Source organism: Glaciihabitans sp. UYNi722 (genome assembly GCF_040549465.1).
Classification (GTDB): domain Bacteria; phylum Actinomycetota; class Actinomycetes; order Actinomycetales; family Microbacteriaceae; genus Lacisediminihabitans.
The window spans coordinates 1-26118 of record NZ_JBEPTL010000019.1 but is presented as its reverse complement, the minus strand read 5'-3'; the positions used below and the strand labels follow the sequence as shown (position 1 = coordinate 26118).

The 26118-nt window shown below is 64.6% G+C and carries 26 protein-coding genes and 1 pseudogene; 14 read left to right on the top strand and 13 right to left on the bottom strand.

Going from position 1 to position 26118, the window contains the following annotated elements; all coding sequences use genetic code 11:
• From ABIB56_RS13605 to lgt, 4 genes are read left to right on the top strand one after another with little or no spacing between them, the layout of a single operon-like run.
• Positions 1–2070 (top strand): flagellar biosynthesis protein FlhA, encoded by a 2070-nt coding sequence (locus ABIB56_RS13605; RefSeq protein WP_354569756.1) that lies wholly within the window; start codon positions 1–3, stop codon positions 2068–2070.
• Positions 2045–2905, top strand: coding sequence for a hypothetical protein (locus tag ABIB56_RS13600; RefSeq protein WP_354569755.1), 861 nt, complete (start codon positions 2045–2047; stop codon positions 2903–2905). The genes ABIB56_RS13605 and ABIB56_RS13600 overlap by 26 nt, the downstream gene beginning before the upstream one ends.
• Before the next feature lie 4 nt (positions 2906–2909).
• Positions 2910–3176, top strand: coding sequence for a carbon storage regulator CsrA (csrA, locus tag ABIB56_RS13595; protein ID WP_354569754.1), 267 nt, complete (start codon positions 2910–2912; stop codon positions 3174–3176).
• Positions 3177–3211: 35 nt separating this feature from the next.
• Positions 3212–4201, top strand: a complete 990-nt coding sequence (lgt, locus tag ABIB56_RS13590; RefSeq protein WP_502917605.1) for a prolipoprotein diacylglyceryl transferase — start codon at positions 3212–3214, stop codon at positions 4199–4201.
• Positions 4202–4334: 133 nt separating this feature from the next.
• On the opposite strand, the gene ABIB56_RS13585 is transcribed toward lgt, so the two are convergent.
• From ABIB56_RS13585 to ABIB56_RS13550, 8 genes are all read right to left on the bottom strand, one after another.
• Entirely contained in the window at positions 4335–5189 is an 855-nt protein-coding gene (locus ABIB56_RS13585; RefSeq protein ID WP_354569753.1) for a DNA/RNA non-specific endonuclease, read from the bottom strand.
• A 50-nt stretch (positions 5190–5239) separates the two neighbouring features.
• Complete coding sequence (locus ABIB56_RS13580; RefSeq protein WP_354569752.1) at positions 5240–5371, bottom strand: hypothetical protein; 132 nt, start codon at positions 5369–5371, stop codon at positions 5240–5242.
• A gap of 73 nt (positions 5372–5444) precedes the next feature.
• Positions 5445–6020 carry a YdeI/OmpD-associated family protein gene (locus ABIB56_RS13575; protein ID WP_354569751.1) on the bottom strand — a complete coding sequence of 192 codons (576 nt, stop codon included), beginning with the start codon at positions 6018–6020 and terminating at the stop codon, positions 5445–5447.
• 24 nt (positions 6021–6044) lie between these two features.
• Positions 6045–6944: a carbohydrate ABC transporter permease gene (locus ABIB56_RS13570; protein WP_354569750.1), complete on the bottom strand. Its 900-nt coding sequence runs from the start codon at positions 6942–6944 to the stop codon at positions 6045–6047.
• Positions 6941–7942 carry a carbohydrate ABC transporter permease gene (locus ABIB56_RS13565; protein WP_354569749.1) on the bottom strand — a complete coding sequence of 334 codons (1002 nt, stop codon included), beginning with the start codon at positions 7940–7942 and terminating at the stop codon, positions 6941–6943. The genes ABIB56_RS13570 and ABIB56_RS13565 overlap by 4 nt, the downstream gene beginning before the upstream one ends.
• Entirely contained in the window at positions 7939–9345 is a 1407-nt protein-coding gene (gene ngcE, locus ABIB56_RS13560) for an N-acetylglucosamine/diacetylchitobiose ABC transporter substrate-binding protein (protein WP_354569748.1), read from the bottom strand. The genes ABIB56_RS13565 and ngcE overlap by 4 nt, the downstream gene beginning before the upstream one ends.
• A gap of 97 nt (positions 9346–9442) precedes the next feature.
• The gene (locus tag ABIB56_RS13555; protein WP_354569747.1) at positions 9443–10216 is read right to left on the bottom strand and encodes a sugar isomerase domain-containing protein; all 774 of its coding nucleotides are present in this window, start codon (positions 10214–10216) and stop codon (positions 9443–9445) included.
• A 27-nt stretch (positions 10217–10243) separates the two neighbouring features.
• On the bottom strand, positions 10244–11182 hold the full coding sequence (locus ABIB56_RS13550) for a MurR/RpiR family transcriptional regulator (RefSeq protein WP_354569803.1): 939 nt from the start codon (positions 11180–11182) through the stop codon (positions 10244–10246).
• A 113-nt stretch (positions 11183–11295) separates the two neighbouring features.
• Between ABIB56_RS13550 and ABIB56_RS13545 the strand changes: the two genes are divergently transcribed.
• The 5 genes from ABIB56_RS13545 (at position 11296) to ABIB56_RS13525 (ending at position 17060) form a co-directional block, all read left to right on the top strand.
• Complete coding sequence (locus ABIB56_RS13545; protein ID WP_354569746.1) at positions 11296–12297, top strand: N-acetylglucosamine kinase; 1002 nt, start codon at positions 11296–11298, stop codon at positions 12295–12297.
• Complete coding sequence (locus tag ABIB56_RS13540; RefSeq protein WP_354569745.1) at positions 12294–14180, top strand: DUF5107 domain-containing protein; 1887 nt, start codon at positions 12294–12296, stop codon at positions 14178–14180. Before ABIB56_RS13545 ends, ABIB56_RS13540 begins: the two co-directional genes overlap by 4 nt.
• A 2-nt stretch (positions 14181–14182) precedes the next feature.
• Positions 14183–15169: a Gfo/Idh/MocA family protein gene (locus ABIB56_RS13535; protein ID WP_354569744.1), complete on the top strand. Its 987-nt coding sequence runs from the start codon at positions 14183–14185 to the stop codon at positions 15167–15169.
• Positions 15170–15225: 56 nt separating this feature from the next.
• Positions 15226–15858 (top strand): DUF4232 domain-containing protein, encoded by a 633-nt coding sequence (locus ABIB56_RS13530; RefSeq protein WP_354569742.1) that lies wholly within the window; start codon positions 15226–15228, stop codon positions 15856–15858.
• 89 nt (positions 15859–15947) lie between these two features.
• On the top strand, positions 15948–17060 hold the full coding sequence (locus ABIB56_RS13525) for a zinc-ribbon domain-containing protein (RefSeq protein ID WP_354569741.1): 1113 nt from the start codon (positions 15948–15950) through the stop codon (positions 17058–17060).
• A 203-nt stretch (positions 17061–17263) separates the two neighbouring features.
• Here ABIB56_RS13525 and ABIB56_RS13520 read toward each other — a convergent pair whose 3' ends face one another.
• The 4 genes and pseudogenes from ABIB56_RS13520 to ABIB56_RS13505 form a co-directional block, all read right to left on the bottom strand.
• Complete coding sequence (locus tag ABIB56_RS13520) at positions 17264–17878, bottom strand: hypothetical protein (protein ID WP_354569740.1); 615 nt, start codon at positions 17876–17878, stop codon at positions 17264–17266.
• Positions 17875–18507 carry a hypothetical protein gene (locus tag ABIB56_RS13515; protein WP_354569739.1) on the bottom strand — a complete coding sequence of 211 codons (633 nt, stop codon included), beginning with the start codon at positions 18505–18507 and terminating at the stop codon, positions 17875–17877. The genes ABIB56_RS13520 and ABIB56_RS13515 overlap by 4 nt, the downstream gene beginning before the upstream one ends.
• Before the next feature lie 84 nt (positions 18508–18591).
• A pseudogene (locus tag ABIB56_RS13510) lies at positions 18592–19098 on the bottom strand (phosphotransferase); the annotation flags it as partial.
• A 99-nt stretch (positions 19099–19197) separates the two neighbouring features.
• On the bottom strand, positions 19198–20553 hold the full coding sequence (locus ABIB56_RS13505; RefSeq protein WP_354569738.1) for an HNH endonuclease signature motif containing protein: 1356 nt from the start codon (positions 20551–20553) through the stop codon (positions 19198–19200).
• Between the two features lie 391 nt (positions 20554–20944).
• Between ABIB56_RS13505 and ABIB56_RS13500 the strand changes: the two genes are divergently transcribed.
• From ABIB56_RS13500 to ABIB56_RS13480, 5 genes are all read left to right on the top strand, one after another.
• Positions 20945–21904, top strand: coding sequence for a ferritin-like domain-containing protein (locus ABIB56_RS13500; protein WP_354569737.1), 960 nt, complete (start codon positions 20945–20947; stop codon positions 21902–21904).
• 140 nt (positions 21905–22044) lie between these two features.
• A complete protein-coding gene (locus ABIB56_RS13495) occupies positions 22045–22911 on the top strand; it encodes an HpcH/HpaI aldolase/citrate lyase family protein (protein ID WP_502917608.1) in 867 nt (288 codons plus the stop codon).
• A 121-nt stretch (positions 22912–23032) separates the two neighbouring features.
• The gene (locus ABIB56_RS13490; protein WP_354569736.1) at positions 23033–24040 is read left to right on the top strand and encodes a hypothetical protein; all 1008 of its coding nucleotides are present in this window, start codon (positions 23033–23035) and stop codon (positions 24038–24040) included.
• A 49-nt stretch (positions 24041–24089) separates the two neighbouring features.
• Positions 24090–24383, top strand: a complete 294-nt coding sequence (locus ABIB56_RS13485) for a putative quinol monooxygenase (RefSeq protein ID WP_354569735.1) — start codon at positions 24090–24092, stop codon at positions 24381–24383.
• Positions 24384–24490: 107 nt separating this feature from the next.
• Entirely contained in the window at positions 24491–24868 is a 378-nt protein-coding gene (locus tag ABIB56_RS13480) for a VOC family protein (RefSeq protein ID WP_354569734.1), read from the top strand.
• A gap of 106 nt (positions 24869–24974) precedes the next feature.
• Here the strand turns inward: ABIB56_RS13480 and nadE are convergent, their stop codons facing one another.
• The gene (gene nadE, locus ABIB56_RS13475; RefSeq protein ID WP_354569733.1) at positions 24975–25799 is read right to left on the bottom strand and encodes an NAD(+) synthase; all 825 of its coding nucleotides are present in this window, start codon (positions 25797–25799) and stop codon (positions 24975–24977) included.
• Positions 25800–26118: the final 319 nt, after the last annotated feature.

The following is a 26118-nucleotide window of genomic DNA, read 5'->3' as shown; positions in this document are numbered from 1 at the left end:
ATGAAGAACCGTAATTTCTCGAAGCTCGCCGTTCCGGTGGGTGTGGTTGGCATCGTGCTGCTGCTCGTGGTGCCGGTGCCGGCCTTCGTGCTCGACGTGCTGATCATCATCAACATCCTGCTCGCGCTGGTGGTGCTGCTCACCACCATGTTCGTCAAGAAGCCGCTCGACTTCTCCGTCTTTCCGTCGCTGCTGCTCGTCGCGACGCTCTTTCGCCTCGGTCTCAACGTCGCCTCGACCCGTCTGGTGCTCGGCCAGGGGTACGCCGGTGACGTGATCGCCGCCTTCGGGCACGTGGCTGTCGGCGGGTCGATCATCATCGGCGCCGTCATCTTCCTGATCCTCGTGGTCATCCAGTTCGTCGTCGTCACCAAGGGTGCCGAGCGCGTGGCCGAGGTCGGTGCCCGCTTCACCCTCGACGCCATGCCCGGCAAGCAGATGGCGATCGACGCCGACCTCAACGCCGGACTCATCACCGATACCCAGGCTCGCGAGCGACGCGCGGAGGTCTCAGCCGAGGCGGACTTCTACGGCGCGATGGACGGTGCATCCAAGTTCGTCAAGGGCGACGCGATCGCCGGCATCGTCATCATCCTGATCAACGTGGTCGGTGGTATCGCCATCGGCATGATCCAGAACGGTCTCTCCATCGGTGACGCAGTGAGCAAGTACACGCTGCTCACCATCGGCGACGGCCTGGTCAGCCAGATCCCTGCACTGCTGATGGCGGTCTCCACCGGCATGATCGTGACCAGGTCGAACGCCGAGGCCGACATGGGCACGACGGCATCCGCCCAGCTCACCCAGTCCCGCTACGCGCTGATCATCGCGGGCTGCGCGGCGATCCTGATGGCGTTCATCCCCGGCATGCCGATCATTCCGTTCATCGCTGTCGGCCTCGGCCTCATCGTGGTCGCCCAGCGCATCAAGGCGAGGGATGTCGCGGCCAGCAAACGTGCAGCGGATGCCGCAATCGCCGGCCCCGACGACTCGAAGACTCTCACCACCGAGAACCTCATGGAGCAGATGCGCGTGCACGCTCTCGAGATCATGCTCGCGCCAGACCTGGTGGACATCGTCTCCGACGCTTCCGACGATCTACTCGCGAGGGTGCGTGCGCTCCGCCGCAAGATCGCGATGGAGCTCGGCATCGTGGTTCCGCCGGTTCGCACGAGGGACAGCGTCGAGCTCCCGCCGTCCACCTATGTCATCCGCATCGCCGGTGTCGAGGCCGGTCGCGGTGTGGCCCCAGCAGGCAAGGTTCTCGCGCTCGGCGACGCGCTCGACTCGCTACCGGGTGCCGTGACCATCGAGCCGGTCTTCGGGCTCTCCGGCAAATGGGTTCCGAGCGAGATGCGCCACAGCGCCGAGATGACCGGCGCCACGGTGATCGATCGTGTCTCGGTTGTCGTCACTCACCTTTCGTCGATCATCACGAGCAATGCAGCCCGACTGCTGACCCGTGAGGACGTGCGCGTGCTCACCGAGGGCGTCAAAGAGGTCAACCCTTCCGCCGTCGATGAACTCGTGCCGAACCTGCTCACTCTCGCCGAGGTGCAGCGCGTACTGCAGGGCCTGCTCATCGAGCAGATTCCGATCAACGACCTTCCGCGCATCTACGAGGCGCTGTCGCTGCGCGCTAAGGCATCCCAAGACCCGGAGGTCCTCATCGAATCTGCCCGCCTGGCGCTCGGCCCTGCCCTCACCTCGCAGTACGTCGATGAGCAGATGCTGCGCGTGATCATGATCGACCCGATGCTCGAGCAGTCCATGCTCGAAGGGCTGCGACCGTCGGAGCATGGCACGCAGATCCTCATGGACCAGCAGACCCTCGAGGCTGTGCTGACCTCGGTGCGCGATGCGGTTTCGCGCGTGGAGGCCACCGGGCAGTCCGCGGTGCTGGTGTGTGCGCCGGGGTTGAGGCCGGCCATCCGTCGCCTCGTCTCTGCGCCGTCCCTGTCTGGCCAGGCCGGCGGACTCCCCGTGCTCTCCTACCAGGAGGTCACCTCGGCCAACGTGAACATCGAGACGGTGGGAGTGGTGCGTGTCGCCGAATCGATTTCAGCTTGAGGGTCCGTCCCTTGACGAACTGAACGCCAGAATCCTCGCCGAGCACGGCCCGCACGCCAAAGTCGTGGCGGTGAAGGCCGTGACGAGCGGTGGCATCCAGGGCTTCTTCGCCCAGCGCCGCTACGAGGTGGAGGTGGACGTTCCGGATGGCACGGCTCGCGACGCCCACAGCTTCGACCTCCCCGCCCGCGCCGGCATCGCGCAACTGCTGGCCGACACCGAGGACGAGGAGGCTCGCGCGCACCTGGTGGACGCGATCCCGAAGCTCTCAACCAACTCCGTCGATTTCGACGCGATCATGGCCGACCTCACCTACAACACCGCGCAGATCGTGCCGGTGCTCGACGGGCCGACGGTGTTCCGCCAGGCGCCGTTGGCCGGAGCCGGCGACCTGGTGGTGGTGATCGGCCTCGGCAACGATCCGCTGGAGGTCGCCCGCGACATGTCCGCGGCCGCCGGAACCCGCTCGCTCAGCGTCGTCGGCGCTGTCACTGACGATGGTCTCTTCCGCCTCACCAACCGTCGTGGCGCGCTCGCCGCGCGCGCGGCGGGGGTGCGCGAGGATCACAGCGTTTTCGTGGCGCTCGGAATCCCACGCGCAGGTCTCGACGACGACTCGGTCTTCGCCCTGCATTTCCTGCAGGCCGACCAGGTCTGGGTTGCTGTGGATGCCGGCCGAAAGCCGGAAGACACCGCGCGCTGGGTGACAGCAGTGCAGGCCGCCGTGCACGTCGACGCGATCGCCGTCATCGGCAGCGATTCGACGACAACTCCGAAAACAGTGCACGAACTGGGCATTCAGGTCGGCTGGGTGGAAAGTGGTTCGATAGGCTGATCTGATGCTGGTGCTGACACGCAAGGCGGGGGAGCGAATCGTCATCGGTGACGATATCGTCGTCACCATCCTCGATGTGCGCGGCGACGGCATCCGCATCGGCATCGACGCGCCGAAGGGCGTCAAGATCCAGCGCGAAGAGGTTTTGCGAGCGGTGACCGAGGCGAACGTGGCGGCAACCCAGGCGAACGACGATGCAGAGGACCGCATCAAGAGTGCGCTCGGCATCGCACCAATAGCAGCGCCGGACGGTAACTCCCAGCCAGCCTGAGTACGGTACGGCTAGACAAACGTAAGGACGATTCGGTGAGCTTTCCCACGGGCATTCTGAACGCAGGCATTCTGAACACGAGCATTGTGAATGCGAGCATCCCCAGCCCTGACCCGATTCTGCAGCAGTTCAACATTGGTCCGCTGGTCATCCACACCTACGCGATCTGCATCCTGGTCGGCATTGTCGCTGCTGTGATCATCACGCAGCGTCGGCTGAGCAATCGCGGGGCAGAGTCCGGCATCGTGATCGACATCATCCTGTGGGCCGTGCCGATCGGCATCATCGGGGCGCGTTTCTATCACGTGTTCACGCACGTCGGCGACTACTTCTACCCCGGCTCGAACTTCTGGAACATCTTCGCCATCTGGGACGGCGGCAACGCCCTCTACGGGTCGCTGCTGGGTGGTGCGCTCGGCGCGTTCATCGGATGTCGCTTCGCCGGCATCCGTTTCTGGAGTTTCGCGGATGCCCTCGCTCCGGCCATGCTCGTGGCGCAGGCGCTCGGCCGTCTCGGTAACTGGTTCAACCACGAGCTCTTCGGCCTGCCGACCACGCTGCCCTGGGGACTACAGATCGAGTCGACCAACGCCAAGTTCCCCGCCGGGCTTCCCGATGGCACACTGTTCCACCCGCTCTTCCTCTACGAGATCATCTGGAACCTGATCGGCGTCGCGCTGGTGCTGCTGATCGCCCGCCGATTCAGGCTCCAGTGGGGTCGCGTCTTCGGCGTCTACCTCATCTGGTATGGCCTGGGCCGCAGCTGGCTCGAGGCGATCCGCATCGACCCGACCAGCGATGGTTTCCTCGGAATCCCCGCCAACGTCTGGGCGTCGTTCGTGGCGATCATCCTCGGCATCCTCCTCATCGTCGTGCAGGGCCGCCGCCACCCGGGCCTGGAGCCGTCCGTCTATGTCGAGGGTCGTGGCCCGCGCGTCGCCAAGCCGAAGAAGACGGATGGGTTCGTTGAGGCTGAAGAGTCTGCTGAGCCCGTCACCGCCGAAGAACCGGCCGTGAAGCTCTAGCGTCGCGTCGTCGCAAAGCCGCGCTATCGCAAAGTCGCGCTATCGCAAAGTCGAGAAAGTCGCCAAATGGCCCCTACGCGCAGCTGGCAAGGGCCATTTGGCGACTTTCGCCATTAACCTGTCCAGCAAAGAGCTATAGCACGATGTCTTCGCGCCCCTTGAGACGGATCCAACCGGGGTGGTCGCCATCCGTGGTGCCGTGGGGAACGGCGGCGGTCGCGAACCTGTCGGCGGCGACCAGCTGGCCGAGTTTGAGGCCGGTGAGTTCTGCGACATCCGAGACAGGCACCTGGTAGGTGCGGTAGGGGCCGAGCGGCGGCGGGTCTCCGGCCCCCGCAGCACGGGCGCGGGCCTCGGCGAGGTCGATGTCGTTAAGCTGGGGCGTCTGGTCGAGAAGGTAACCGCTGGCGGCGAGAACGCTGCCGTCATCCGTGGTCCAGGCCGCGATCTTCCAAAACTGGCGAGGGATCAGGATGCCGCGATACGGCGGATCGTCCAGGGTGAGTACCGGTGCGGTGAAGACGCTGATGCGCTGCCTGTAGGCGCGGGCGTAGGCGAGCACGAAGTCTTCGAGGCCTGACCAGAGTTCCTTTCCCTGGTTGAAGTCCCCGACCTGTGGCGCCGCGTTCGTGTAGACGAAGGTCTCTTCGTTGGCCTTCGCCGCGATCGCCTTGTCCCCCCAGACCGGGTCGCGCCGCCGCACGAGGTGCCCGCGGTCGAGGTCGTTCGATCGATAGACGTCTTCGGCCGCCTGTTCCGTCGCTGGCACACGTGGGTCGAGATGCCAGTCATCGGTGCGATCGATCTCGCGGGGCATTGACCCGTCGATGTTCACCCCCGTCGAGACGGCGAAGCGACGCTCAGGGTCGAGCAGCACGGTGAAGTGCGTGTACGTCAGCTCGCGCACGACCTGTGCGGTGGCGGGCGACGGCAGTGCGACGTCGATCGGCAGGAAGTCGGCGGCGTATCCGTCGGGTGAAGTGGCCATGACATCCAGCTAAGGCATCGGATAAGGCGAGTGCAAGTGAACAGTCGGTGTCAGGCCGCCATCGGTCGTCGAGGGAACAGCAGTCGCGGGGCCGTGAGCAACACGAAGCCGAGGATGACGACCACGGTCGATACGACCAGAAATCCGGTCGCCAGCCATTGTTGATGAACGACAGTCTGCACTCCGACTCTGTCGTCGGGAGGTTAGCGCCGTGCTCGCCCGATCGCTGAACGCCGGGTTGTTCCCTCGACACCGTCAGTCGTAGAACTTCTCTCCGCGCGCCAGTTTCTCTACGAAGCTGTCGATCTTGCGCGCCCTGGTCTCTTCCCGCTTCACCGCCTGGAGTCGGTAGTAGATGGCGAAACGATTCTGGCTGTTCAGCGTCTGGTAGAACTCGCTGGCGGCAGGGTTCTTCTCCAGCGCTGCGAGGAAGTCCGGATGCGGTTCCGCCCTACTCGAACCTTCGTAGGCCCGATCCCAGCGGCCATCGGCTTTCGCCCGCTCCACCTCGGCGAGGCCCCGCGGTTTCATCCGTCCCTCAGAGATCATCACCTCGGCTGCGCGGCAGTTGCGCAGCGACCACGGACTCTGCGCACGCCTGGGCGTGAAGCGCTGGAGATAGGCGTCGTCGTCGAGTCGCCGGGCCTGGCCGTCGATCCAGCCGAACTCGAGGGCGACATCCAGAGCCTCGGCGTAGGTCAGGTTGACCTGCGCCGAGCCCTTCTTGGCAATCGTCACCCAGAGGCCCGGCGTCGCATCCTGTTTGTCACACAACCAGTCGCGGAAGGCATCAGGTGTTTCGAACCGCAGGATCTCGAGCTGGTCGGCCATGATGCTCCCGACGGCGGAAGCCGCCTACTTGTTCGTGCCCTGCGACACCGAACCCTGCAGCTGGCGCTGGAAGATCAGGTAGACGATGAGCACCGGGATGACCGTCATGACGACGCCGGCGAACAGTTGGCCGAAGTCGACGGAGTATCCGGCCTGGGAGGCAAAGGCCGCCATGCCCTGGGTCAGCACATAGTTCTTGACGTCCGAGTTCAACGCCACGGGTAAGAGGAACTGGTTCCATAACCCGACGAAGTTGAGAATGGCAACCGTCGCCAGCCCCGGCCGCGCCATCGGCAGCATCACCTGAAAGAAGGTGCGCCATTCGCCCGCACCATCCAGTGCCGCCGCTTCGGCGATCGAGTTCGGCAGCGCCTTGAAGAAGGAGAACATGAAGAAAACGGTGAACGGTAGCGCAAACGCCGCATAGGTGAGGATGAGCCCCGGCAGCGTATTGAGCAGCCCGATGCTCTTCAGCACGAAGAACAGCGGAACTATCGCCAGGAAGATCGGGAAGGTAAGACCGGCCAGCATCAGATAGTAGATGCCGCGGCTGCCAGGGAACTGGAACCGCGCGAGCACATAGGCACACATCGAGCCGAACAGCATGGTGACGACCAGAGCGCCGAAGACGACAACAACCGTATTCAGGAGGAAGCTACCGATGCCGGCGGTGGTGAACGCGGCGACATAGTTGTCGAAGTTCACGTGCGACGGGAGGGTGAACGGCGACCCGAGGATTTCCTTGCTCGTCTTGAACGACGACATAATCGACCAGAGCAACGGCAGCACGATGATCAGCGACCAGATGGTCAGCACCGTGTGCGAGATGGTGCCGACTACCTTGTCGCCCGTGGTGGACTTCGCCTTGCGACGGAGCAGCGGAGCCACCGTGCGGGGAAGCGTCTGCGCTTTGATGTTCGTCATTCGGCCACGTCATTATCTCCACCGGTCAGCCTGTTCACGAGAAAAACGAGTCCCGAGAACAGCAGCGTGATGACGGCAAGCACCACACCCATTGCACAGGCGAGTCCGAACTGGCCCTTGGTGAACGCCGTCGTGAAGAGCTGTTGCGCCATTACGAGGGTCGAGTTATTGGGGCCACCACCGGGGTTCAGCGCGGCCATGTAGACGAAGGCGTCGAGCGCCAGAATGCCCATGTAGATGTAGGCGGTCTGGATGTTGTCGCGGATCATCGGCACGGTGATGGTCACCGCGGTGCGGAACCGCCCGGCTCCGTCAATCCTGGCCGCTTCGAAGATCTCGGCCGGGATGCCTTTGATGGCTGCAACGAAGAGCACCATGTAGAACCCGACGAGCCCCCAGGCGATCACGAAGATGGTGGCGATCATCGCAGTTCGCTGCTCGCCGAGCCAGGCGAATGACTGGAATTGCTCGAGTCCGGCTCCCGTCAGCAGTCCGTTCAGGATGCCGTGGCTCGGGTCGTAGACCTGGTTCCAGATGATGCCGATCACGATGGCCGGAATCACGTAGGGGAAGAACGAGATCACGCGATAGACGCTGGAGTTGCGCAGGCCTCTGATCGGCCCGTTGCTCGGCCCGCCGACAGTCACCAGCGTGGCGAGCGCCAGGCTCAGCACGAGGGTGATGATCGGTAGCACAATCAGCAGCAGTAGGTTGTTGCCGACCGCTTTCATGAAGATGTTGTCCGTGAACAATCTGACGTAGTTGGCCACGCCGATGAAGTTCATGCCGGGTGTGAAACCCGACCAGTCCGTCAGCGAGTAGTAGAAGGCCTGGAGGAAAGGCCACACCACGAAGATCACATACCCCACCACCGGAACGACGAGGAATACGGCCATGAAACTGACCTTGTCGAAGGTCAGGTCGCGACGGGTCCACCGCCGGGCGGCGGTGGATTTACCGCCGCCCGGTGTGGTGGTTGGTGGAACGATAGCGGTCATTTGACCGTGACCTTCTTCACTGAACTGTCGTTGCGGGTCTTGTCGGTGATGTCCTGCAGACCCTTGGTGAGCGTTGCGACATCCGAGGCACCCTGCAGGAACGTGTTCCAGACCACCAGCTGGTCGGGGTTCAGTCCGTAGAGGTCGACGAAGTTCCACGAGAAGACATCCGATCCGGCGCCCTCCAGCAGCTTCACCTGCGACACGAGTGCCGTCGAGCCGAAGCCGTCGCTCGGAATGGTTCCCTTGACGATGGTGGACGAGAAGGTGGTCTTCGCGAAGTTGACCGCCGCGTCGTGCGAGAGCATCGCGCGCAGGAACTCCTTGCCACCCGCCACGTTCTTGCCCTGCGACGGCACGATGTATCCCTCGCCGGCCGTCGAGTGCAGTGCGGTGTAGGGAAGCTTCGAGCTGCTCGTGACTGTCGGCTCCGGAGCGCCGGTCATCTTGAAGCCGTCCTTTGTCGCCTTCTTCATCTCGTTCTCGATCCAGCCACCCGAGGGGTAGAGGATGAACTTCTCATCGTTGCTCCACTGCGACTGCGCCGCGGTGAACTGCGTGCCGGCGCCACCGGGCTGCATGTATCCGGCGTCGATGACCTTCTTCATGCCGGTGAAGACTGCCTGCACCGCGGGCAGTGACCAGCATCCGTCTTTGAGGTTCTCAAGAGCCAGGCGAACCTCGTCGCCACCCTCCTTGATCGCGGAGGCGATCGCCATGGTCTGGTAGTAGGTGGCGGCTTCCTTGCCCCAGCCGAACAGGTACTTGCCCTGGGCCTTGGCCTTCGCGCCGAGAACCAGCATCTCGTCCCAGGTCTTCGGCACTGTCCAGCCGTTCGCCTCGAACAGCGAGGCTGAATACCAGAGCGCGTAGACGGTCAGCACGTAGTTGAGCTGCACGAATTTGCCGTCGAAGGTACCCGGCTCGATCACACCCGCGTAGAGGGTGTCTTTGATGACGGTGCCCTCGTAGTTCTTGGCCTCGACCACCGAGGTGAGGTCTTCGAGCTGGCCACGGATGGTGTTGATGCCGATCAGGCCTGCGCCGCTGTTATCGATGACATCGGGCGGGTTGCCTCCGACGAATCGCGGCTGGAGGGTCTGGGCGATGTTGGTCTGCGCGGTGACCTTGACGGTCGAGCCCTTCTGCAGCTTCTCCTCCACCTTCGCGGCGAAGTCGGCATAGTCGATGCCGTATCCGCCCTTGAAGATGACGGCGTCGACGGTGGACTTGTCCGCCATGCCGAAGGGGTTCGTCTTGGTGACCGTTCCGCCGGGGGAGGTGGACGAGCCGCCTCCGCCCACGCAGGACGCAAGCATTCCGCCGGCGGGAATCAGCACCGCCGTGAGGAGCGCGCCACGGAGGAAGTCTCGCCGCTGAAGCGGGTGTTCTTTGATAGTCATTCTGTACTGCCTTCCATTGTTGAATGTGACCGGCTTAGCTACTCAATCTGGTTTCGTATTTCTTTCGTATTTCGTGCGTATTGCAATCAATCGGCGGTCAGGCGTCGCGCCGAATTCTGTTGAGGTACAAATCCTCGAGCACCCTGTTGTGCTCGTCGCCTCCCGGGATATTCGCCGAAATGTACAGGGGAGGAGTCGTTCCGGTCGCCGCGATGCGCTGGGCGGTGCCGATGGTGAGTACCTGGGCGATGTACGCCGCAGTGATCGAGGAGACGGCGCCGACCGTCACACCGCCCGAGAGTTCGAGGGTCGCGTCACCGAACGGAGCACGGTTGTCGAGCGCGACATCCGCGACCTCTTTCAGGCGCTTTCCGCTCGAATGCTTCGGCTCGACGCCCATGGTGTGCTCGAAGCTGGTGACGGCGATCACCGGATGCCCCTTGGCTTTGGCCAGCAGGGCGAGCCCCACGATCGAGCCGTTGACGCCGGAGTTCGAGGCGATCACGAAAGCGTCGTGAGGACCGACGTTGGAGATGTCGTAGAGCTGCTCGGCGATATCCGGGTTCCGCTCGAGCGAGGCCCCGCTGAGCGAATCGACGTCAAGGTCGCCGCGAAGTACGACGTCGCGTAGCGCGATCTTGTTGGTGGGGATGAGGCCGCCCGCGCGGCCGGCGATCTCCATCGCGAAAGCCTCTGAATGCCCGGTGCCGAAAGCCTGGATCACGCCGCCGCGTTCGATCGCGGTCACCAGGATGTCGATGGCCGCGTCGAAGTCGCCGGCCTCGGCGCTCGCGGCGAGCTGGTCGAGGCGCGATCTCACCTCGCCGGTGAAATCTCGGACCAAATCGGACTGTGTGAGGGTGTCTGACACTGCTTCTCCCAATTGTTTTCGGATGGTTTAGATGCTTTCGGTTGCCGGTTGGGGTTCACGGCTCTGTTTGCTGCCGACCGTCGCCCGTCGAGGCCTGCGATGCGTCGAGACGGCGAGTGCGGATGCGGCGAGGCTGTCGGTCGAGCGGTCGAAATTCTCCTGCGCGATCAACAGGTAGAGCAGGTCGAGCACGAGCAGCTGCCCGTGTTTCGCCGAGAGGTCGTCGGGCTGCAAAAACTGTTCGTAGACGGAGGTGATGATCCGCAAGTCGGCGGCCTCGGCCAACGGCGAGGTCGGATCGTTACTGATCGCCACTGTCAGGGCACCTGCCCGGCCGGCTTCGGTCAGCATCTGGATGGTCTCTTCTGTACGCCCGGTGTTGGAGATACCGATGGCGACGCAGCTCGTGTTCTGGATGGCTGCGCTGGTGAGTCCGGTGTGCACCTCGGCCCACATGTGGGTGTTGATGCCGATGCGGTACAGCCGAGCCTGCATCTCGTCGGCGAGCATCGCGCTGCCGCCGACACCGTAGATGTCTACGTGTGTGCTCTGCGCGATCCGCTGGGAAATGAGTTTCATGGCCGGCAGGTCGATGGCGGCCGCGGTCTCGCGCAGGGTGCGCGAGTGGGCGTTGATCAGGGTACTGAGCACGTCGGCAGGCGAGTCGTCGGGGCCGAATGCGCGCCCGATATCCGTCTTCCACGAGTCGCGGGCGGTGCTGCGCCCGAAATCGGTCGCGATGCTGACGCGAAAGGGCGCGTAGCCGGCGAAACCGATCATGCGGCAGAACCGGGTGACGGTCGCCGCGGACGTTCCGGCCTGCTCGGCGAGCTGACCGATGGAGAGCTTGAGGGGGGCCTGCGGATGCTCCAGAAGGTACTCAGCGATCTTCGCCATGACGTCCGACATCTCGGGAAGTCGAGATTGGATGCGGTTCGCTACCGCGGAAGCATGCCCATCTGACATCGCGACTCGGGTTGACGCCATGGTAAGAATCTGTTTCTCCTTCTTTGGAGTGCTGCGAAAATTATTCTTACAGTACAGTGTCCGACAGGCAAGACCATTTCGGAATGATAACGATGCGCAAGATTCTCGCGATTGATGCTGGGGGTACCTCCACCCGGGCCGTCGTCCTCGACCTGTCGGGGCGATGCCTGGGCTACGGTCGCGCTGGCAGCGGCAACCCCACCGCCGCGGGAGTCGAGGGTGCGGTCGCCGAGCTCGCGAAGGCCGCAGAGCGGGCAGTGACCTCCGACGGTTCGGCCACAGGACAGGGATCGACGGCTCTCATCGCACTCGCCGGCGCAGTCTCACCGCTGCTTCTCGAACGCCTCGCCGAGCGGTTCGGTGCGCTCGGATTCGAGGGCGAGCCGGTGATCGAGCCCGACCTGCTCGGCACCTACTTCTCCGGCACTTTCGGGCACGAGGGCTACGCGATTATCGCGGGCACCGGCGCGGTAGCCGGACGTGTCACCGAGGGGCGACTCGACTTCGCGCGCGGAGGAACCGGCTGGCTGCTCGGCGACGGCGGCTCCGGATACTGGATCGGTCATCAGGTGGTGCGGGCCGTCGTTGCCGCGCTGGACGGCCTCGGACCCGACACTGCGTTGACTCTTCCCCTGCTGGCTTCCGTGAACATCGAGACCACCTCTGGCTCTGTCCGCGGCCGTCCGAATTCGCTGGTCAGCCTCATGGACGCGACCTACGCGCTGCGGCCGGTCGACCTCGCCCGGTTCGCGCCGCTCGCCTTCGACGCGCTGGAGGATCCGGTCGCCCGCGGCATCCTGACGGCGTCTGCCACCGCCCTCGCCGATCTGCTCGCGGCCACCCGGGCTCCCGATGTCGACGGCCCGGTGGTACTGGGGGGCAGTGTGCTGGCAGCGGGCATGCGGGTCGCGCCCGCGATTTTCGCCGAGCCGCTCGAGATGGCGGCGGGTGGAGCCGAGTTGATCCCGGTCACGGACGGCGTGGTCGGTGCCGCAGTGCTCGGTCTCGAACACGCGGGTGTCGATGTCGACGCTCAACTCTTCTCGCGTCTTCGCGACGACGTCGCGCGGCTGCAGTCGGCGGTTCCGCTATGACGATTCGGGTCGGGTCGCGATCGTTCAGCATGCCCGACCTCGGTGCAGAGAACCCGTTGCCGATGGTGGGTGTGCCCCTCGAGAATCCCTATCGGATCTCGAGCGGCGACATCCCGCAAGAGATCATCGACGGTTCGCAGTTCGGCAATCCCGCGAACCTGTACCCCTACACCGAGCAGAGCGCTTACGAACGAAATTGCTCCGATCGCGAGCTGACCACCGTCGTTCTCGAAAACGACAGGGTGCGCGCCGTCTTCCTGCCCGAGCTCGGCGGACGGCTGTGGGAACTCTTCGACAAGAAGCATGGCAAGCAGCTGCTGCATTCGCCTGACACGATCCAGTTCGCGAATCTCGCGCTGCGCAATGCCTGGTTCGCCGGCGGCATCGAATGGAACATCGGCACCCGTGGGCATTCGCCGACGACCTGCGCGCCGCTGCACTCCGCACTCGTGCAGCGACCGGACGGCAGCGAGGCACTACGGATGTGGGAGTTCGACCGGCTACGCGAGGTCGTCTTCCAGATCGACGCCTGGCTGCCCGACGACTCGGATGTACTGCTCGTGGCTGTGCGACTGCGAAACCCGAACGACTTCTCCGTGCCGATGTACTGGTGGACCAACGCTGCGGTGCCCCAGACGGCGGACAGCCGGGTGGTCGTTCCCGCCGGCTGGGCCTTCGGCAGCAACTACGACGGCGGAATCTCGCGGGTCTCGCCTACCGACGATGGCGGAGTTGACTGCACCTGGCCTGCTGCTAGTTTGCGTGCGCGGGACTTCTTCTTCGACATCCCGCCGCGGAGCCGTCGCTGGATCGTCAACGCCGACCGGGACGGCGACGGACTAGCGATGGTGTCGACGCCCCGCCTTCGCGGTCGCAAACTCTTCGTCTGGGGGCAGGGCACCGGAGGCGACAGCTGGCAGCGCTGGTTGACGCCGAATGGCGCGCAGTACGCCGAGATCCAGGCCGGCCTCGCGCAGACGCAGTTCCAGCACCTCGAACTACCGGCTGGAGCGGAGTGGTCGTGGGTCGAGGCCTACGGCAATTCGCGGATGAATGTCGAGATCGCTCATGGCAATGACTGGGACGCGGTGGTGGGGCACGCATCGGAGCGTGTCGCTGCTCTCATTCCCGAAGACGTTCTGGAATCAGCCCAGGCATTCGCAGACCTGGCCCCACAGCGTTCCGTTCTGGCCGGCACAGGCTGGGGAGCCCTGGAGGCGGTCCGTCGTCGGCGTCACGGTCTGCCCTGGATCGACGAGACCGGCACGCCCTTCGCGCCCACGTCGATGACCGCCGGGCAGCGCCCGTGGCTGGACCTTCTGGAGCATCGCGGATTCGCTGGGGCTATCACCTTCGTGCGCGGTGCAGACTGGGCCGCACTGCTCGCGGCGGAGCCAGATGGGGTACATACCCTCATGCATCGTGCGGTGATGGCGCACGCGGGCGGTGATCTCGATGGGGCGCGCGCACTCTATTCGCAGTCCATCGGGCACGTGCCGAACGCTATCGCGTACCGAGGTCTCGCCCTGCTCGGGGTGGATGAGCGCGACAACTTCCCACTAGCCTGCGAGCTCGAACCCGGCAACGCCTTCCTGCTCGTCGAAGCGGCCACGACCGCGATCAGTGTCGGCGATGCTGAGGGTGCGCTGAGGCTGATCGAGAACGCTCGGGCGACGGAGCGGAGCGGACGCATCAGGCTTCTCGAAGCGCAGGCCTCCGCTGCAGCCGGACAGACCGACCGGGCCGCGACGATCCTCCGCGAAGGGCTCGAGGTGGCGGACCTTCGGGAAGGAGAGAATGCTATGGCGGCACTCTGGAGCGAGATCGTCCCCGACGAACCGATCCCGGCGAGATACCAGTTCAGCATGAACGACGAGGGGTGACCATGGTGACCATAGCTATCATCGGGCGAGGCGGGATGGCGCGTGCCCACGCCAGGGCCTGGAGCGAGATCGGTTTCGGCGACGCCGTCAAGTACATCTGCTCGCCGCATGGTGGCGACCCCCTCGAAGGCGCGCCGCGTGCGCAGTCGGTGACCGACCTCGACGTTGTGCTGCGGGATCCGGATGTCGACGTCGTCTCGGTCTGCACCCCGACTCCGACACATGCCGACATCGCCATACGATCCCTTCTGGCAGGCAAGAACGTGCTGCTGGAGAAGCCGATCGCGCTCACCGTCGCCGATGCGCTGGCCATCCGTGACGTCGCAGCGCAGAGTGCGGGGGTGCTGATGGTGGCCCACGTCGTGCGGTTCTTCGACGGTTATCGCGCCCTTCGGTCGGTGTCGGATTCCGGCGTACTCGGCGAACTTCTCGTCGTGCGCGCCGAGCGCATCAGTCCGGCGCCGCGACCCTCGACCTGGTGGCATGACGAGTCGAAGTCGGGTGGAGTGCTCGTCGACTTCAGCATCCACGACTTCGACCAGCTGAACCTGTTTCTCGGGCGACCAGTCTCCGTCTCTGCCAGGCGCGCACGGGCAGATGGACCGGTGGAGGTTGCCGTCGACTACGAGGGCGGCGCGTCGGGCCAGGTGCTCGGATTCATGGGCATGGCGCCGGGTTTCTCCTTCTCATCCTCGCTCGAACTTCTCGGCAGCCGCGGAATCGCCGACCACCGTTACGCGGGGGCGCTAGACGCTTCCCAGGCCGCTGGTGACAGCTACCGACTCATCACCCCGGACGGGGTCGAGACTCGCTCTGTGGGTGCAAGCAACCCCTACGCGCGCCAGGCGGAATATTTTCTGGAATGTGTGCGCCGCGGAGCGGAGCCCGAGGTCTCTCCGACCCATTCCGCCATCGCCGCGCTTGCCGTTTCCCTCGCCGCACGCGACTCGCTGAACTCAGGGAAATCGGTCTCGGTCGCCTTAGAGTAATACATGCCGCTGAAGGCATGCGGTGTGATCCCCGCGTCGTGTGCAACCTTGGATCGATGGTCTCCTCACGATCGATCGTCGAGCTTACAGCGGCTGCGGCCCTCACCATCGCCCTCGCGGGCTTCTCGTCGGGCGAGCCGGATCCCGCCGGCACGAAGACGTCCACCGTCACGGTATCTCCGTCTCCGTCTCCGTCGACAACGCCGTCGTCATCGCCCACGGCAGACTCTCCCCAGGACAGCAGCTCTGGCACTGGCAGTTGCTCCACCTCGGAACTCACCGGCACGCTCGGCGAAGGGTCGGGCGGTGCTGCCGGCAGCATCGGCGTGCGTCTCGTGCTGACGAACACCAGTGCGAAGTCCTGCATCCTGCAGGGGTGGCCGGGTGTCTCGTTCGTGGGCGGCGGCAATGGCACGCAGATCGGGGTCCCGGCCAAGCAGGATCGCAGCGGCCAGTATCCGCATGACACGGTAACCCTCGCGGCGGGAGGTGCGGCATCCGTTCCGCTGTTGATCGCACAGGCTCTCGACTACTCAATGGCGGACTGTCAGCCACGGGATGCTGACGGCTTTCGCGTCTACCCTCCCGGGCAGAAGGGCGCGCTCTTCATTGCCGACGCCGGCGTGAAGGCGTGCGCGGGCAAGGGAGTCGTGCTGCCGACCGCATCGGCGGTTCAGCCGGCCGGTTGAGCGGGCGTCGGTAGCCGCCCGTAGCTTTCTGTGAAGGAGGAATGTGCTTCCTCTGAGGGAGGAGTGATTCCTCGCAGGGAGGGACGCGCGTGCCGGAGAACGTCGAACTGTGGTGGGCGCGGCGCCAGTGGTCGAAGGGCGACCCGGTGCCCTATCCGATCGGGCGGTTCCGGGCTGACTGGGAGCGCTATCCGGTACTGGTGCGCCAATACCATCCCGACCTCAACGCCGGGATCACGCTGACCCAGGTACCGCCGGCTGCCGAGGTCTACCTGCTCTGGCAGTGCGACGCGGGGCATCAATTCGTGGCCACGCCGGGGGAGCAGCGCCAGCGCCCCGGCGGTTCGCGCCGTCGTTCGACCTGGTGTCCGGAGTGCGCGGTGCTCGCGGTGCGTCGTCGTGCTCCGGTGGTTCGTGCCCGGTCTTCTGAAGTTGGGGCCGAAGCCGGCACTGAATCTGAAGCCGCCGTCGAGTCCTACCTCTGCGGCCACTCGCGTGACGTCGACCGCATCGAGTTCGATCCCGACGACGACCGCTGCTACCTCTGCCGGCGGCTGGACGGTGCGCCGGTCACCCGCGGGGAGTTGCTCGCGATCGTTGCGCCGCGGCAGCACACGGCCCTGTCCGTCGAAACCGGGGTCACCCGGCGCTACTCCTGGGTCTGCCCGGCGGGTCATGGTGGCTACGAGGCCCGAATCGAGCAGATGCTGGGTGGTCGTCGTTGCCGCGTCTGCTCTCACGGTGGGGCTGCGGCCGACAGGTTCCAGGTCGGCGACGCCTTCCTCAGTCCGTGGGCGCCGGCTCCAGCATCCGCGGCCGAAGGAAGCCTGCGCCAACGGCTCACCGATCGCCTCGCCCTGGACTTCGGATGCAATGCGGTGAAGGTTGCCCGCCCCTTCTTCACCCACATCGAGGTCTGGCCCGACATCGTAATGCCCGAGCTCCGCGTCGCGATCGAGTACGACACCACCGGTCGTGACGGACTGGAGCATGTCGGCCAACGTGAGCAGACCGACCTGCGCAAAGACCGGATGCTGCGCGCGGCCGGCTGGGAGGTGGTGCGCATCCGCTGCGGCAAGCTGCAACCCCTCGGGCCTTACGACCTCGTGGCATCCGGCGTCTCGATCGCGTTGATTGACCGCCTGCTGGATCGGCTGGGCGAGATCCGCGGCGACCTGATTGTCAGTGCGTATCTACGGTAGGCCAGCGCATGGACCAGTGGGGTTCGTCGCGCTGCCATTCCGTGGCCGCGCCGGCGATCAAAAGCGGGTTACGTTCAGCGGATATCGCCTGACCAGTTCCGACCACGCTTCCGGTCCGGTGATCTCGTAGATGCGGCAGCCGGGTTCCGCTGTGAGGGCTATGACACGCGCGCTCGCCCAATTGAAACGGTCTTCCACCAGCATCAGCCCCACTGCGCCGTGGCCGGGTAGGCCTCGCGGGTCGTGGTCGGCAGCAGCCACGTGGGGCTCGATGTCCAATCTCCGCTTATGGGTACCGAAAGCGCTCTCAGGCGGGCCTTTCGTTCATTGAGTTGCGTCGTCGCCTTCCACCTCTCCAATTTGCCCGCCGCGTCGACCAGCGACAGCGAAACGTCATAGCCCTCGTCGAGCCAAGTGACGTGTCGCTGTTGCGTCAGCGCGACGGGACTTGACCACCAGGTGGCGCTCGGTGCGCTCGCCAACGCTTGGGCGATCGTTCGCAGGGCCTCGACGATCGTCGGGTTCGTTAGGAGGCGGTCTTCTTCGTCCGGTTCCTGCCAGTACCTCGCGGCGTCGACGGATTCGGCGAGCGGCAGGAGCAGCGCCTTTTCGTCGGTCGTCGCAATCGATGTCGGGTCGATGTCCCTCAGCACTCTCACCAGGGCGCTCAGCAAGTTATCGTCTGCTGGTTGCTTCGCGGCGTAACGCATGGCGGTCCACACCTGCCCATTGACGGATGTCGCGACGCGCAGGCACAGTCGTCGACCGCGTGGCCCGCTCAGCAGTTCGTCGGCAGCACTCACTTCGGCAGCACTCATCGATCGGTCTGCTGACTGGCTGCTTCGAGCGCCCGACGGTACAGCGCGGGGGTGCGGCGTGTCACGGCGGAGACGACCGGGTGACGACGGGTGATGCGGTCGGCAAAGTATCCCGCATACGGCAGCTCGATGATCGCCGTGACGCCGCTCTTCCAGGCGTGGATCAACTCCGGCAGGCACACACGTTCCGGCGTCTGGGCGAGGGGTACGGTATGGTCCGGCGGAAGGCTGCCGTCCCACCGGCCATTGGCATCCCAGTCGATCCCTTCACCCCAGACGTCGGGAGGTATCGGCGAGAACGCGGCCCACAGTTCCGCATCGGTTGAGGTGTCGAGGAGGTGCTGGGTCGCGGCATCCGGGGTGCTGATGCCGGTGGTGAGGCTTTCGTACTGCGCCCACCCTCGTTGCCACTCCCGCATCCACAGGTCGGTGACCTTCGCGGGATCGAAGTCGGCGGGACGTGCCGACTTGCCCGGATCCGGCTCGCTGTCGAGCGCGGGTACGTCGGCGATCTCTAGCTGCCAGACGCTGCGGATGAACAGCAGCTGGGTGAGCATGTGGGGCGTGTCGATGGAGAGGACCATATCGTGCGGCCACGGATTGCCCGGTATCGGATTCATGGACCTCATGGCGTTCCCTAGTTCGTGGCGGATACTCGACGATAGCTGAGCATTGTTCTCGCTGGCTATCGGCTTCGTGCTGCCTAGGCACGGTCATCGATCGAGCAGCGCCTGCTCGATGCCGCCGACCCCGACCCGGTGCATGAGGGACGCAGGGGCTGAGCCGACGATCATCGCGGTGCTGAGCGAGACGGCCCAGCCTCGAGCCCGTGCCCAGGTGTCATCGTCGTAGTCGAGCGCGGCGATGAAGGCGGCGCGACCTTCGGCGTCGAAGGTGAGCCAGGCGGTGGCGAGGTCGGTAGCCGGATCGCCGCCGGTCATGTCGCCGAAGTCGATCACGCCGGCGAGCCGCCCGTCACGCACCAGAATGTTGGCTGGATGCAGGTCCCCGCGCAGCCAGAGCGCCGGGCCAGTCCATGGGGCGGTCGCGATCGCGGCTCGCCATAGTTCTCGTACCTCCTCCGCATACGGCACCAGCTCACCGTCGATCCGCTCTTCGACCGCCTGGTACCTCGAATCGAGCGGCACGCCTCGAACCGGGTTCGGTGGCACATCGGCGGGCGACGGCACATGGAGCTCGCGCAAGGTCCGGATGCTGCGTCGCCAATAATCGTCGAAGCACGCTCTCGGTCACCTCGACCTCGGCGGCGGGGAACTTCACTTCGGGCGCCTGTTCATGAATGTTCTCCTGCTTCCCCATCAGCCGGCAAGCCGCTCAAGGTCGGGTGGTCGTCCTCCGCGTCGGGGCGTCTGCTGCCTGTCGAGGTGCGGCGGCGGAATGAACCACGGCACATTGTCGTCGACCTGCACGCGCCATCCGTCGCGATGGACGCGATGGTGATGCATCGAGCAGAGCAGTACGCCGTTATCGAGGTTGGTTTCGCCGCCATGGTGCCACCATCGAATGTGGTGCGCCTCGGTGTGACTGGGTGGGCGGTGGCAGTTGGCCCAGGCGCATCCGCCGTCGCGTTCGGCGAAGGCGAGTCGCTGTGCGTGGGTGAACAGCCGCCGGGATCGCCCCATATCGAGCACTTCACCATAACCTCCGAGAACCATCGGGATGATGTTCGCATCCGCCGCCAGTCGCCGGGCGGTCGTTGCGGAGATGGCTTGATCGATTCCGTCGATGTGCGCTTCTCCCAGCCCGGAAAGCAACGACTGCAGCGTCATCCGCACCACGATCGTCGCGGCCGGGGTGGGCACAGCGTCGTGAGGGCAACTGTTGGAGTGGCGCGCCAGTTGAACGATCGCGTCGGCGGCGATCTGCGGGAGTGCGCGCGGGTCGGGCAGGTCGGTGCCGTCGTCGCGTCCGTCGGTCGATACGAATCGTGGCGCACGCAATACCGCACCGACCCGGGCGTCGATTGCGGCGTCCACATACGCGGCACTCAGGGGGTCGAGCTCGAGGCGGTAGCGTCGCATCCCGTTGGCCAGAGTGGTGCGTAGCAGGGTGCGGCGTTCGACGAGCTCATCCTCCCGCGGTTCCACACCGTCTTCGTCTAAAGCGTCCTGCCATCGGAGCGCGACCTTCCGCACCTCGTCTGCGGGATTACAGAGGGCGAATTCAACCAGGCGCTGCTCCGCCACTCGCAGCTGACGCACATCGGCCCGCGGTGCCGCTTGTTCCAGTGCGGCCACGATGAAATTTGCCGAATCGACAGGCAACACACCCATCGCCTCGGCGACGGCCGGGAACTCGGCGGGCAGCCGTTCACCCGTGAGGCTGACACGCTCCGTCGCCGCTGAACCCACGTCACAGAGTCGCCGCGCTTCAGCGCGCGTGATCAATCCCACATCTGCGACGAACACTGCCGCCGTGCCGTTGCCGCTGCGAACTGCCAACCCCTCTGCGCCGAGTGAGGGCCGGGATCGGTGAACGACTTCACCTGCCAGCGTCGCCAACTCCGCATCCACCTGATGCCGTCGCTCGAAGGCGCGCTCGAGGGCCTCCCGCAACTGCGAATCCGACAGCGACCCGGGCGACGACCCATCACCGACGACATCAGGAATACGCACCTGAGGCCGATTGGGAAGCGTCGCGGTCGGGAAGTTCATAGGAACAGACTCTCATTGACCACCGACATTCGAGGTCCGTAAAGCGGCTTTGACCAGCATTTCCTGTGGATAGACCTCTACCGAACGAGCCTGTGGAGGAGAGGATGCTCACCCGAAAGCGCCGGTCATTGAGAAGGAATATGCCCGGGAGGTGGATGGGAAATGGAGCGACGGCGCGACCTGCGAACCACATCGACCGCTGTCATTAACGCCGGTAGAACCGGTAGTGAATTCTCACTCCCAATTACCTGAGTGCCTGGAGATGCCCAGCTAGCGCGACTACGGTGTCCCCTTAACGGGGGTCACTGGCCCACGGGCGCGGATGACGGTGAGCTGGGCACTGTCATCAACTGGATGCGCCGAGACGCAACATCTACCCAAAGGAACGATGATGTTTGACAAACGCTTCATCAGTAAAGCCATCACCCGAAGTGCAGAAAACCCGGTGGACCGGAGACGGTTCCTGATGGCCGCCGGTGCGTCCGGTCTGGGCGTGGGTTTCGCCGCCGTGGCCGCCGGTGCCCCGGCGTTCGCGGGCACGGCGAAGGCCGCTATCTCGCCGTCGGACGAGGCGATCTCCGACTCTGCCATCCTGAACTTCGCCCTCAACCTGGAGTACCTCGAGGCCGAGTTCTACCTTCGCGCAGTTACCGGCGTCGGCCTTCCCAGCACCATGATCGACGGCATCGACCCTCAGGGAGGTGTCGTCGGCGGCCACGCGGTGCCTTTCAAGACGGCGTCATTGAAGCAGATCGCCAAAGAGATAGCCGCCGATGAGAAGGCGCACGTGGCCTTCCTTCGCACAGCCCTGGGCGGGGCCAAGGTCTCACGCCCGCAGATCGATCTTCAGAGCAGCTTCACCGCCGCAGCGATGGCCGCGGGGCTCATCACCGCCGGCCAGACCTTCGATCCGTTCGCCAACGAGGAGAACTTCCTGCTCGGGGCCTTCATCTTCGAGGATGTGGGGGTCACCGCCTACAAGGGCGCCGCTCCGTTGATCTACAACAAGACCTATCTGGGCGCGGCCGCGGGCATCCTCGCGGTCGAGGCGTATCACGCGGGCATCATCAGGACCACCCTGTACGCGAAGGGGCTCCAGACGCCGGCGACGAAGATCTCGGATGCCAGAGACAGTCTCGACGGGCCGACGGATGACGACCAGGGCCTGACCCTCAACGGCTCGGCCAACCTCGTGCCGACCGATGCGAACAGCCTCGCCTTCGGACGGACGGCTGAGCGTGTGCTCAATGTCGTCTACCTGACTCCGGTGCAGATCGACAAGGGCGGATTCTTCCCCCAGGGCATCAACGGCGCGATCGTGGCCAGCGGCAACCCCGGCAGTGCAACCTAGGGGCAGCTCTAGGTGCACCTTCGGGCGGGATGAAACCATCCCGCCCGAAGGTGCTGCATCCGGACTCGCGAATTCCACCAGCCAGCCGCGTGCGTGCTTCACTGGGTTCTGACAATGAACCAGTGAAGGATGTCGCGATCGTGAACGAGTTACCCGAGCAGCAGCATCCGTCCCGCCGTGTCGGAGGCCTCTCGATCGCCGCGGAGATCTCGCGTTCGTGGCTGCTGGTATCCGCGACGAAGCGCGACACCTTCGATTCGGCCTGGAACTCGCGCGCCGACCAGATCGTGCTCGACATCGAGGACGCCGTCGACCCGAAGCTCAAGCCGACGGCACTGGCCGATGTCACCGGATGGTTGCAGAGCGGCACCGCCTGGGTACGGATCAACGACCGCTCGACGGAGTTCTGGGCGAACGACGTCGATGCTCTCAAGGGAGTGCCTGGACTGCTCGGTGTGATGCTCGCGAAGACCGAGTCTGCCGACCAGGTGACGGAGACCTTCGACCGTCTGGGCGGTGGCACCCCGGTGCTCGCACTCGTCGAGTCCGCGCTCGGCATCGAGGAGAGTCCGTCGATCGCCCGCGCCCGCGGAGCCTTCCGGCTGGCCTTCGGGAGCGGTGACTACCGCCGCGACACCGGTGCCAGCGCGGATGATCTGGCGATGGCGTATCCGCGCTCCCGGCTGGTGATCGCCAGTCGCATCGGCAACCTCCCAGGCCCAATCGACGGGCCGACTGTCGGCAGCAATCATCCCGTGCTGCGCGAGCAGTCGGCGATGTCGGTCGCGCTCGGCCTTACCGGGAAGCTCTGCCTCGACGTGGACCAGCTCCCGGTGATCAACGAGGTGATCAGCCCCACCCAGTCCGACGTGACCTGGGCGAGGGACTTCCTCCGTGACTTCGAGGCTCGCAACCGCGAGGTTCGTGACGGCAGCGACCTGCCGCGGCTCGGTCGCGCGGAGAAGATCGACAAGCTGGCCAAGGCTTTCGGTATCACGACGGTCTAACCCACGGATGCCGACGACTCCTCGCTATTCATGAAAGTCAAGGCCTACTCAGAACTGCATTTCGGCGGTTGACTGTGACGACTTCGTAGTTGTCGCGACCCGACCCGAAAGGAGCGCGACCATGAAAGTCCTTGCCCTTGTTCTGGCAGTGCTCCTCGCCGACGGACTCGTGATCGGTGGAGCCTTTCTGTTGGTCGGTGAGGGTTCACCGGATTCGGCGCTATTCCTGTTGGCCGTCGCGTCGCTCACCGTCTTCGTCTACGGCCCACTGATCCTCGGATCGATTACGGCTTACTGGAACGTGAGGAAGTCCCCGGAGAGTCGCAAGTACTTCGCCTGGTGGCTCGGGATCGTGATCGGCCTCGAGGTGCTCGCGGCCGTGGCCATCGTGGTCTACGCAATCCTCGTGGAAGCGGATGTCTGGCTGCCGATCGTCTTTGTCGGCGGTGGCGTGGTCCTCACCGCAGTCGCATTACTGGTCGGCCGATGGCTCCTGCGACGGGAGGAGACGCACCCCGCTGTCGAGCAACTGTGGGCCCCGATCAGTCGGAAAGACATCCTGCGAAGGATCCGAATTGTGGTGATCACCTTCGCGGCTATTCTCGTGGTCGGGATGGTCGTTTTCACCCTGCTTGCTGGACTTATAGGGGATCCACGTATCGGCCTGTCCTTTGCCGTTCAGTTTGCCTTCACTGCTGCCGCTATCGCCTGCGTTCTTGTCAGCCTGCCGATGAACCGACAGCTTCGCGCAACCGTGAGCAGCGATCTCGGCCGGCTGAGGAAGATCGCCAAGGTGGTGATCAGGGGCAAGCAGCTGGAACTGGATGACGATGAGCAGGTCGCGGCGGCGAAATACTCGGTGCTGATCTCAATCACCATGCCATTCCAAATGGGCTATCTCTTGCTGATCTACATCGCCATCGGCATACAAGGGGTACGCAGCTTGGTTTCAGGCGATAGTTCGGCATTTCTCATCGTGTTGAGTGCATCGACGCTTGTTCTTTTCGTGGCCGTGCTCGTGATTTTTTTCCCCCTCTCCTTCAGGCAGATCCGGCATGCTCGGAGGTACGCACGGGACCATGCCGACTTGCTGCCGACGGCGGAGGCGACACCTACCGATCAGGCCTGACGAAACCGGCGCGTTAGATTGAAGAGGACATCCACGAAAGGAATTCCCTATGATCAAGGTTCTGCTCGATGCCCAACTCAAATCCGAGTCGCTGGAGGAGTCGTACCAGGGCGTTCACGACACGCTCATCGAGACTCGCGAATTCGCCGGTGCCATCAGCATCGAGGTGCTCATCGACCAGGCGGATGCGGCGCACCTTATCGTGTTGGAGACTTGGGAGTCCGCAGCGCATCACGACGCCTACACGGCCTGGCGCGCAGGCGACGGAAAGCCGACGAAGCTTCTGGCTGTCATTGCCACTCCGCCTACGACCAGCGTCTTCGCCGAGGCGCCTGAGATCTGATCTGACCGAGAGGGTCGCGGCCAGGTCGGTTAATGTGTACGGTGTTTACATTGGGTTTGCCGCCCATTGCATTCGGCGGTGGCCAGGCGATCCGAGGGGAGCCGACAATGCCGCAGCCAGTCGTACATTTCGAGATCACGGGACAGGACCCCGCGAAACTCCGCAGTTATTTCGGTGAACTCTTCGGGTGGGAGTTCGACACGGACTCGCCAGTTGCACCCGCGGTCTCCGAGGCAGGCAACTACGGCTTCATCGGTGCTGCCGGTGAGGGCGGGATCCCCGGTGGCATCGGCGGCGGCAAGGGCTACGCAGGTTACGCGATCTTCTACGTGGGCGTGCCCGACGTGGAGGCCGCCCTGCAGAAAGCAGAGAGTCTCGGCGGCACCCGAGTGATGGGACCTGAGAGGAACCCTGCCGGTCACCTGGTGGTTGGTCACTTCACCGATCCCGAGGGGCACCTGATCGGGCTGGCTGGCCCCGCGTAGCCGGAGCGGTCAGTCGCAGACATACTGACGCGCCCAGTCCGCGGATGTGACGTCTCGCCGCCGAGTCGTTCGACCACGGTGGCGAGTTCGGCGCACGCATCCATCCCTAGCCGCGCCACCAGGTGTCGAAGGGCGATGCCGGCACGCGACGTTTGTGTTCCGTACTGAGGTAGCGCGCCTCGATGGCCTCAGCGACCTCGGTGGCGACATCCTTGCCTTCAAGGAAGTCGTCGATGTCGGAGTAGCTGAGACCGAGGTTCGCTTCGTCGGTCTGGCCGGGGGTGTCGTCGAGCAGGTCGGCGGTCGGCGCCTTTAGGTAGAGGCGCTCCGGAGCGTCGAGTGCCTCGAGAAGCGCGCGACCCTGCCGCTTGGAGAGCCCGGTCAGCGGCACGATGTCGACGCCGCCGTCGCCGTACTTGGTGAAGAATCCGGTGACCGCCTCGGCGGCGTGGTCCGTTCCCACAACGAGCAGTCGGCGTTGTCCGGCAATGGCGTACTGCCCGACCATGCGCGTGCGAGCCTTCACGTTGCCCTTGGTGAAGTCGATCATGTCGTCGCCGACGGCATCCGCATACTCGGCCTGCACGCCGTCGACCCCGCGTGCGATATTGAAAGTGACCACGCGCTGTGGCCGGATGAAGCTGAGCGCGAGTTGGGCATCCGCTTCGTCCTGCTGCACCAGGTAGGGCATGCGCACGGCGATGAACTGGGCGGCGACGCCCTCGCTCGCAAGTTTGTCGACAGCGAGTTGGCACAATCGACCCGCGAGGGAGGAGTCCTGCCCGCCGCTGATCGCGAGCAGGAATCCTGCCGCTCCGGTGGTGACGAGGTAGTCGCGAAGGAAGCCGACGCGCGCCTCGATCTCCTCTGTCGCGTCGATGGTGGGCTTCACGGAGAGTTCCGCGATGATCTGTGACTGGAGTTCGCGCATGCAACGACGATATCCCGATCGTGGTCACCGGGTCGGAATCATGCATGTCGGTGAGGATGACTCGTTAGGATCGACCGATGGTTGACCACTGGATAGCGGGCGGCGCGGCCGATCCGCCTAAGAGTTTTCGCCAGATCATGGCCTCGATCAGCGGATGTGCCGCAGGCCGACGCTGAGGCGGCGCAGCTGATACCGCCAGGGGGCGAGCCGCGGCGCGGTGAAGGCTAGTACTACAGTCGTGTTTATTTCATTGTCTTCGGCGTGTTTTGGACGATTTTTGGCGTTCCCGTGTTAATCCTTGCGGGTGGGCGATGATGTT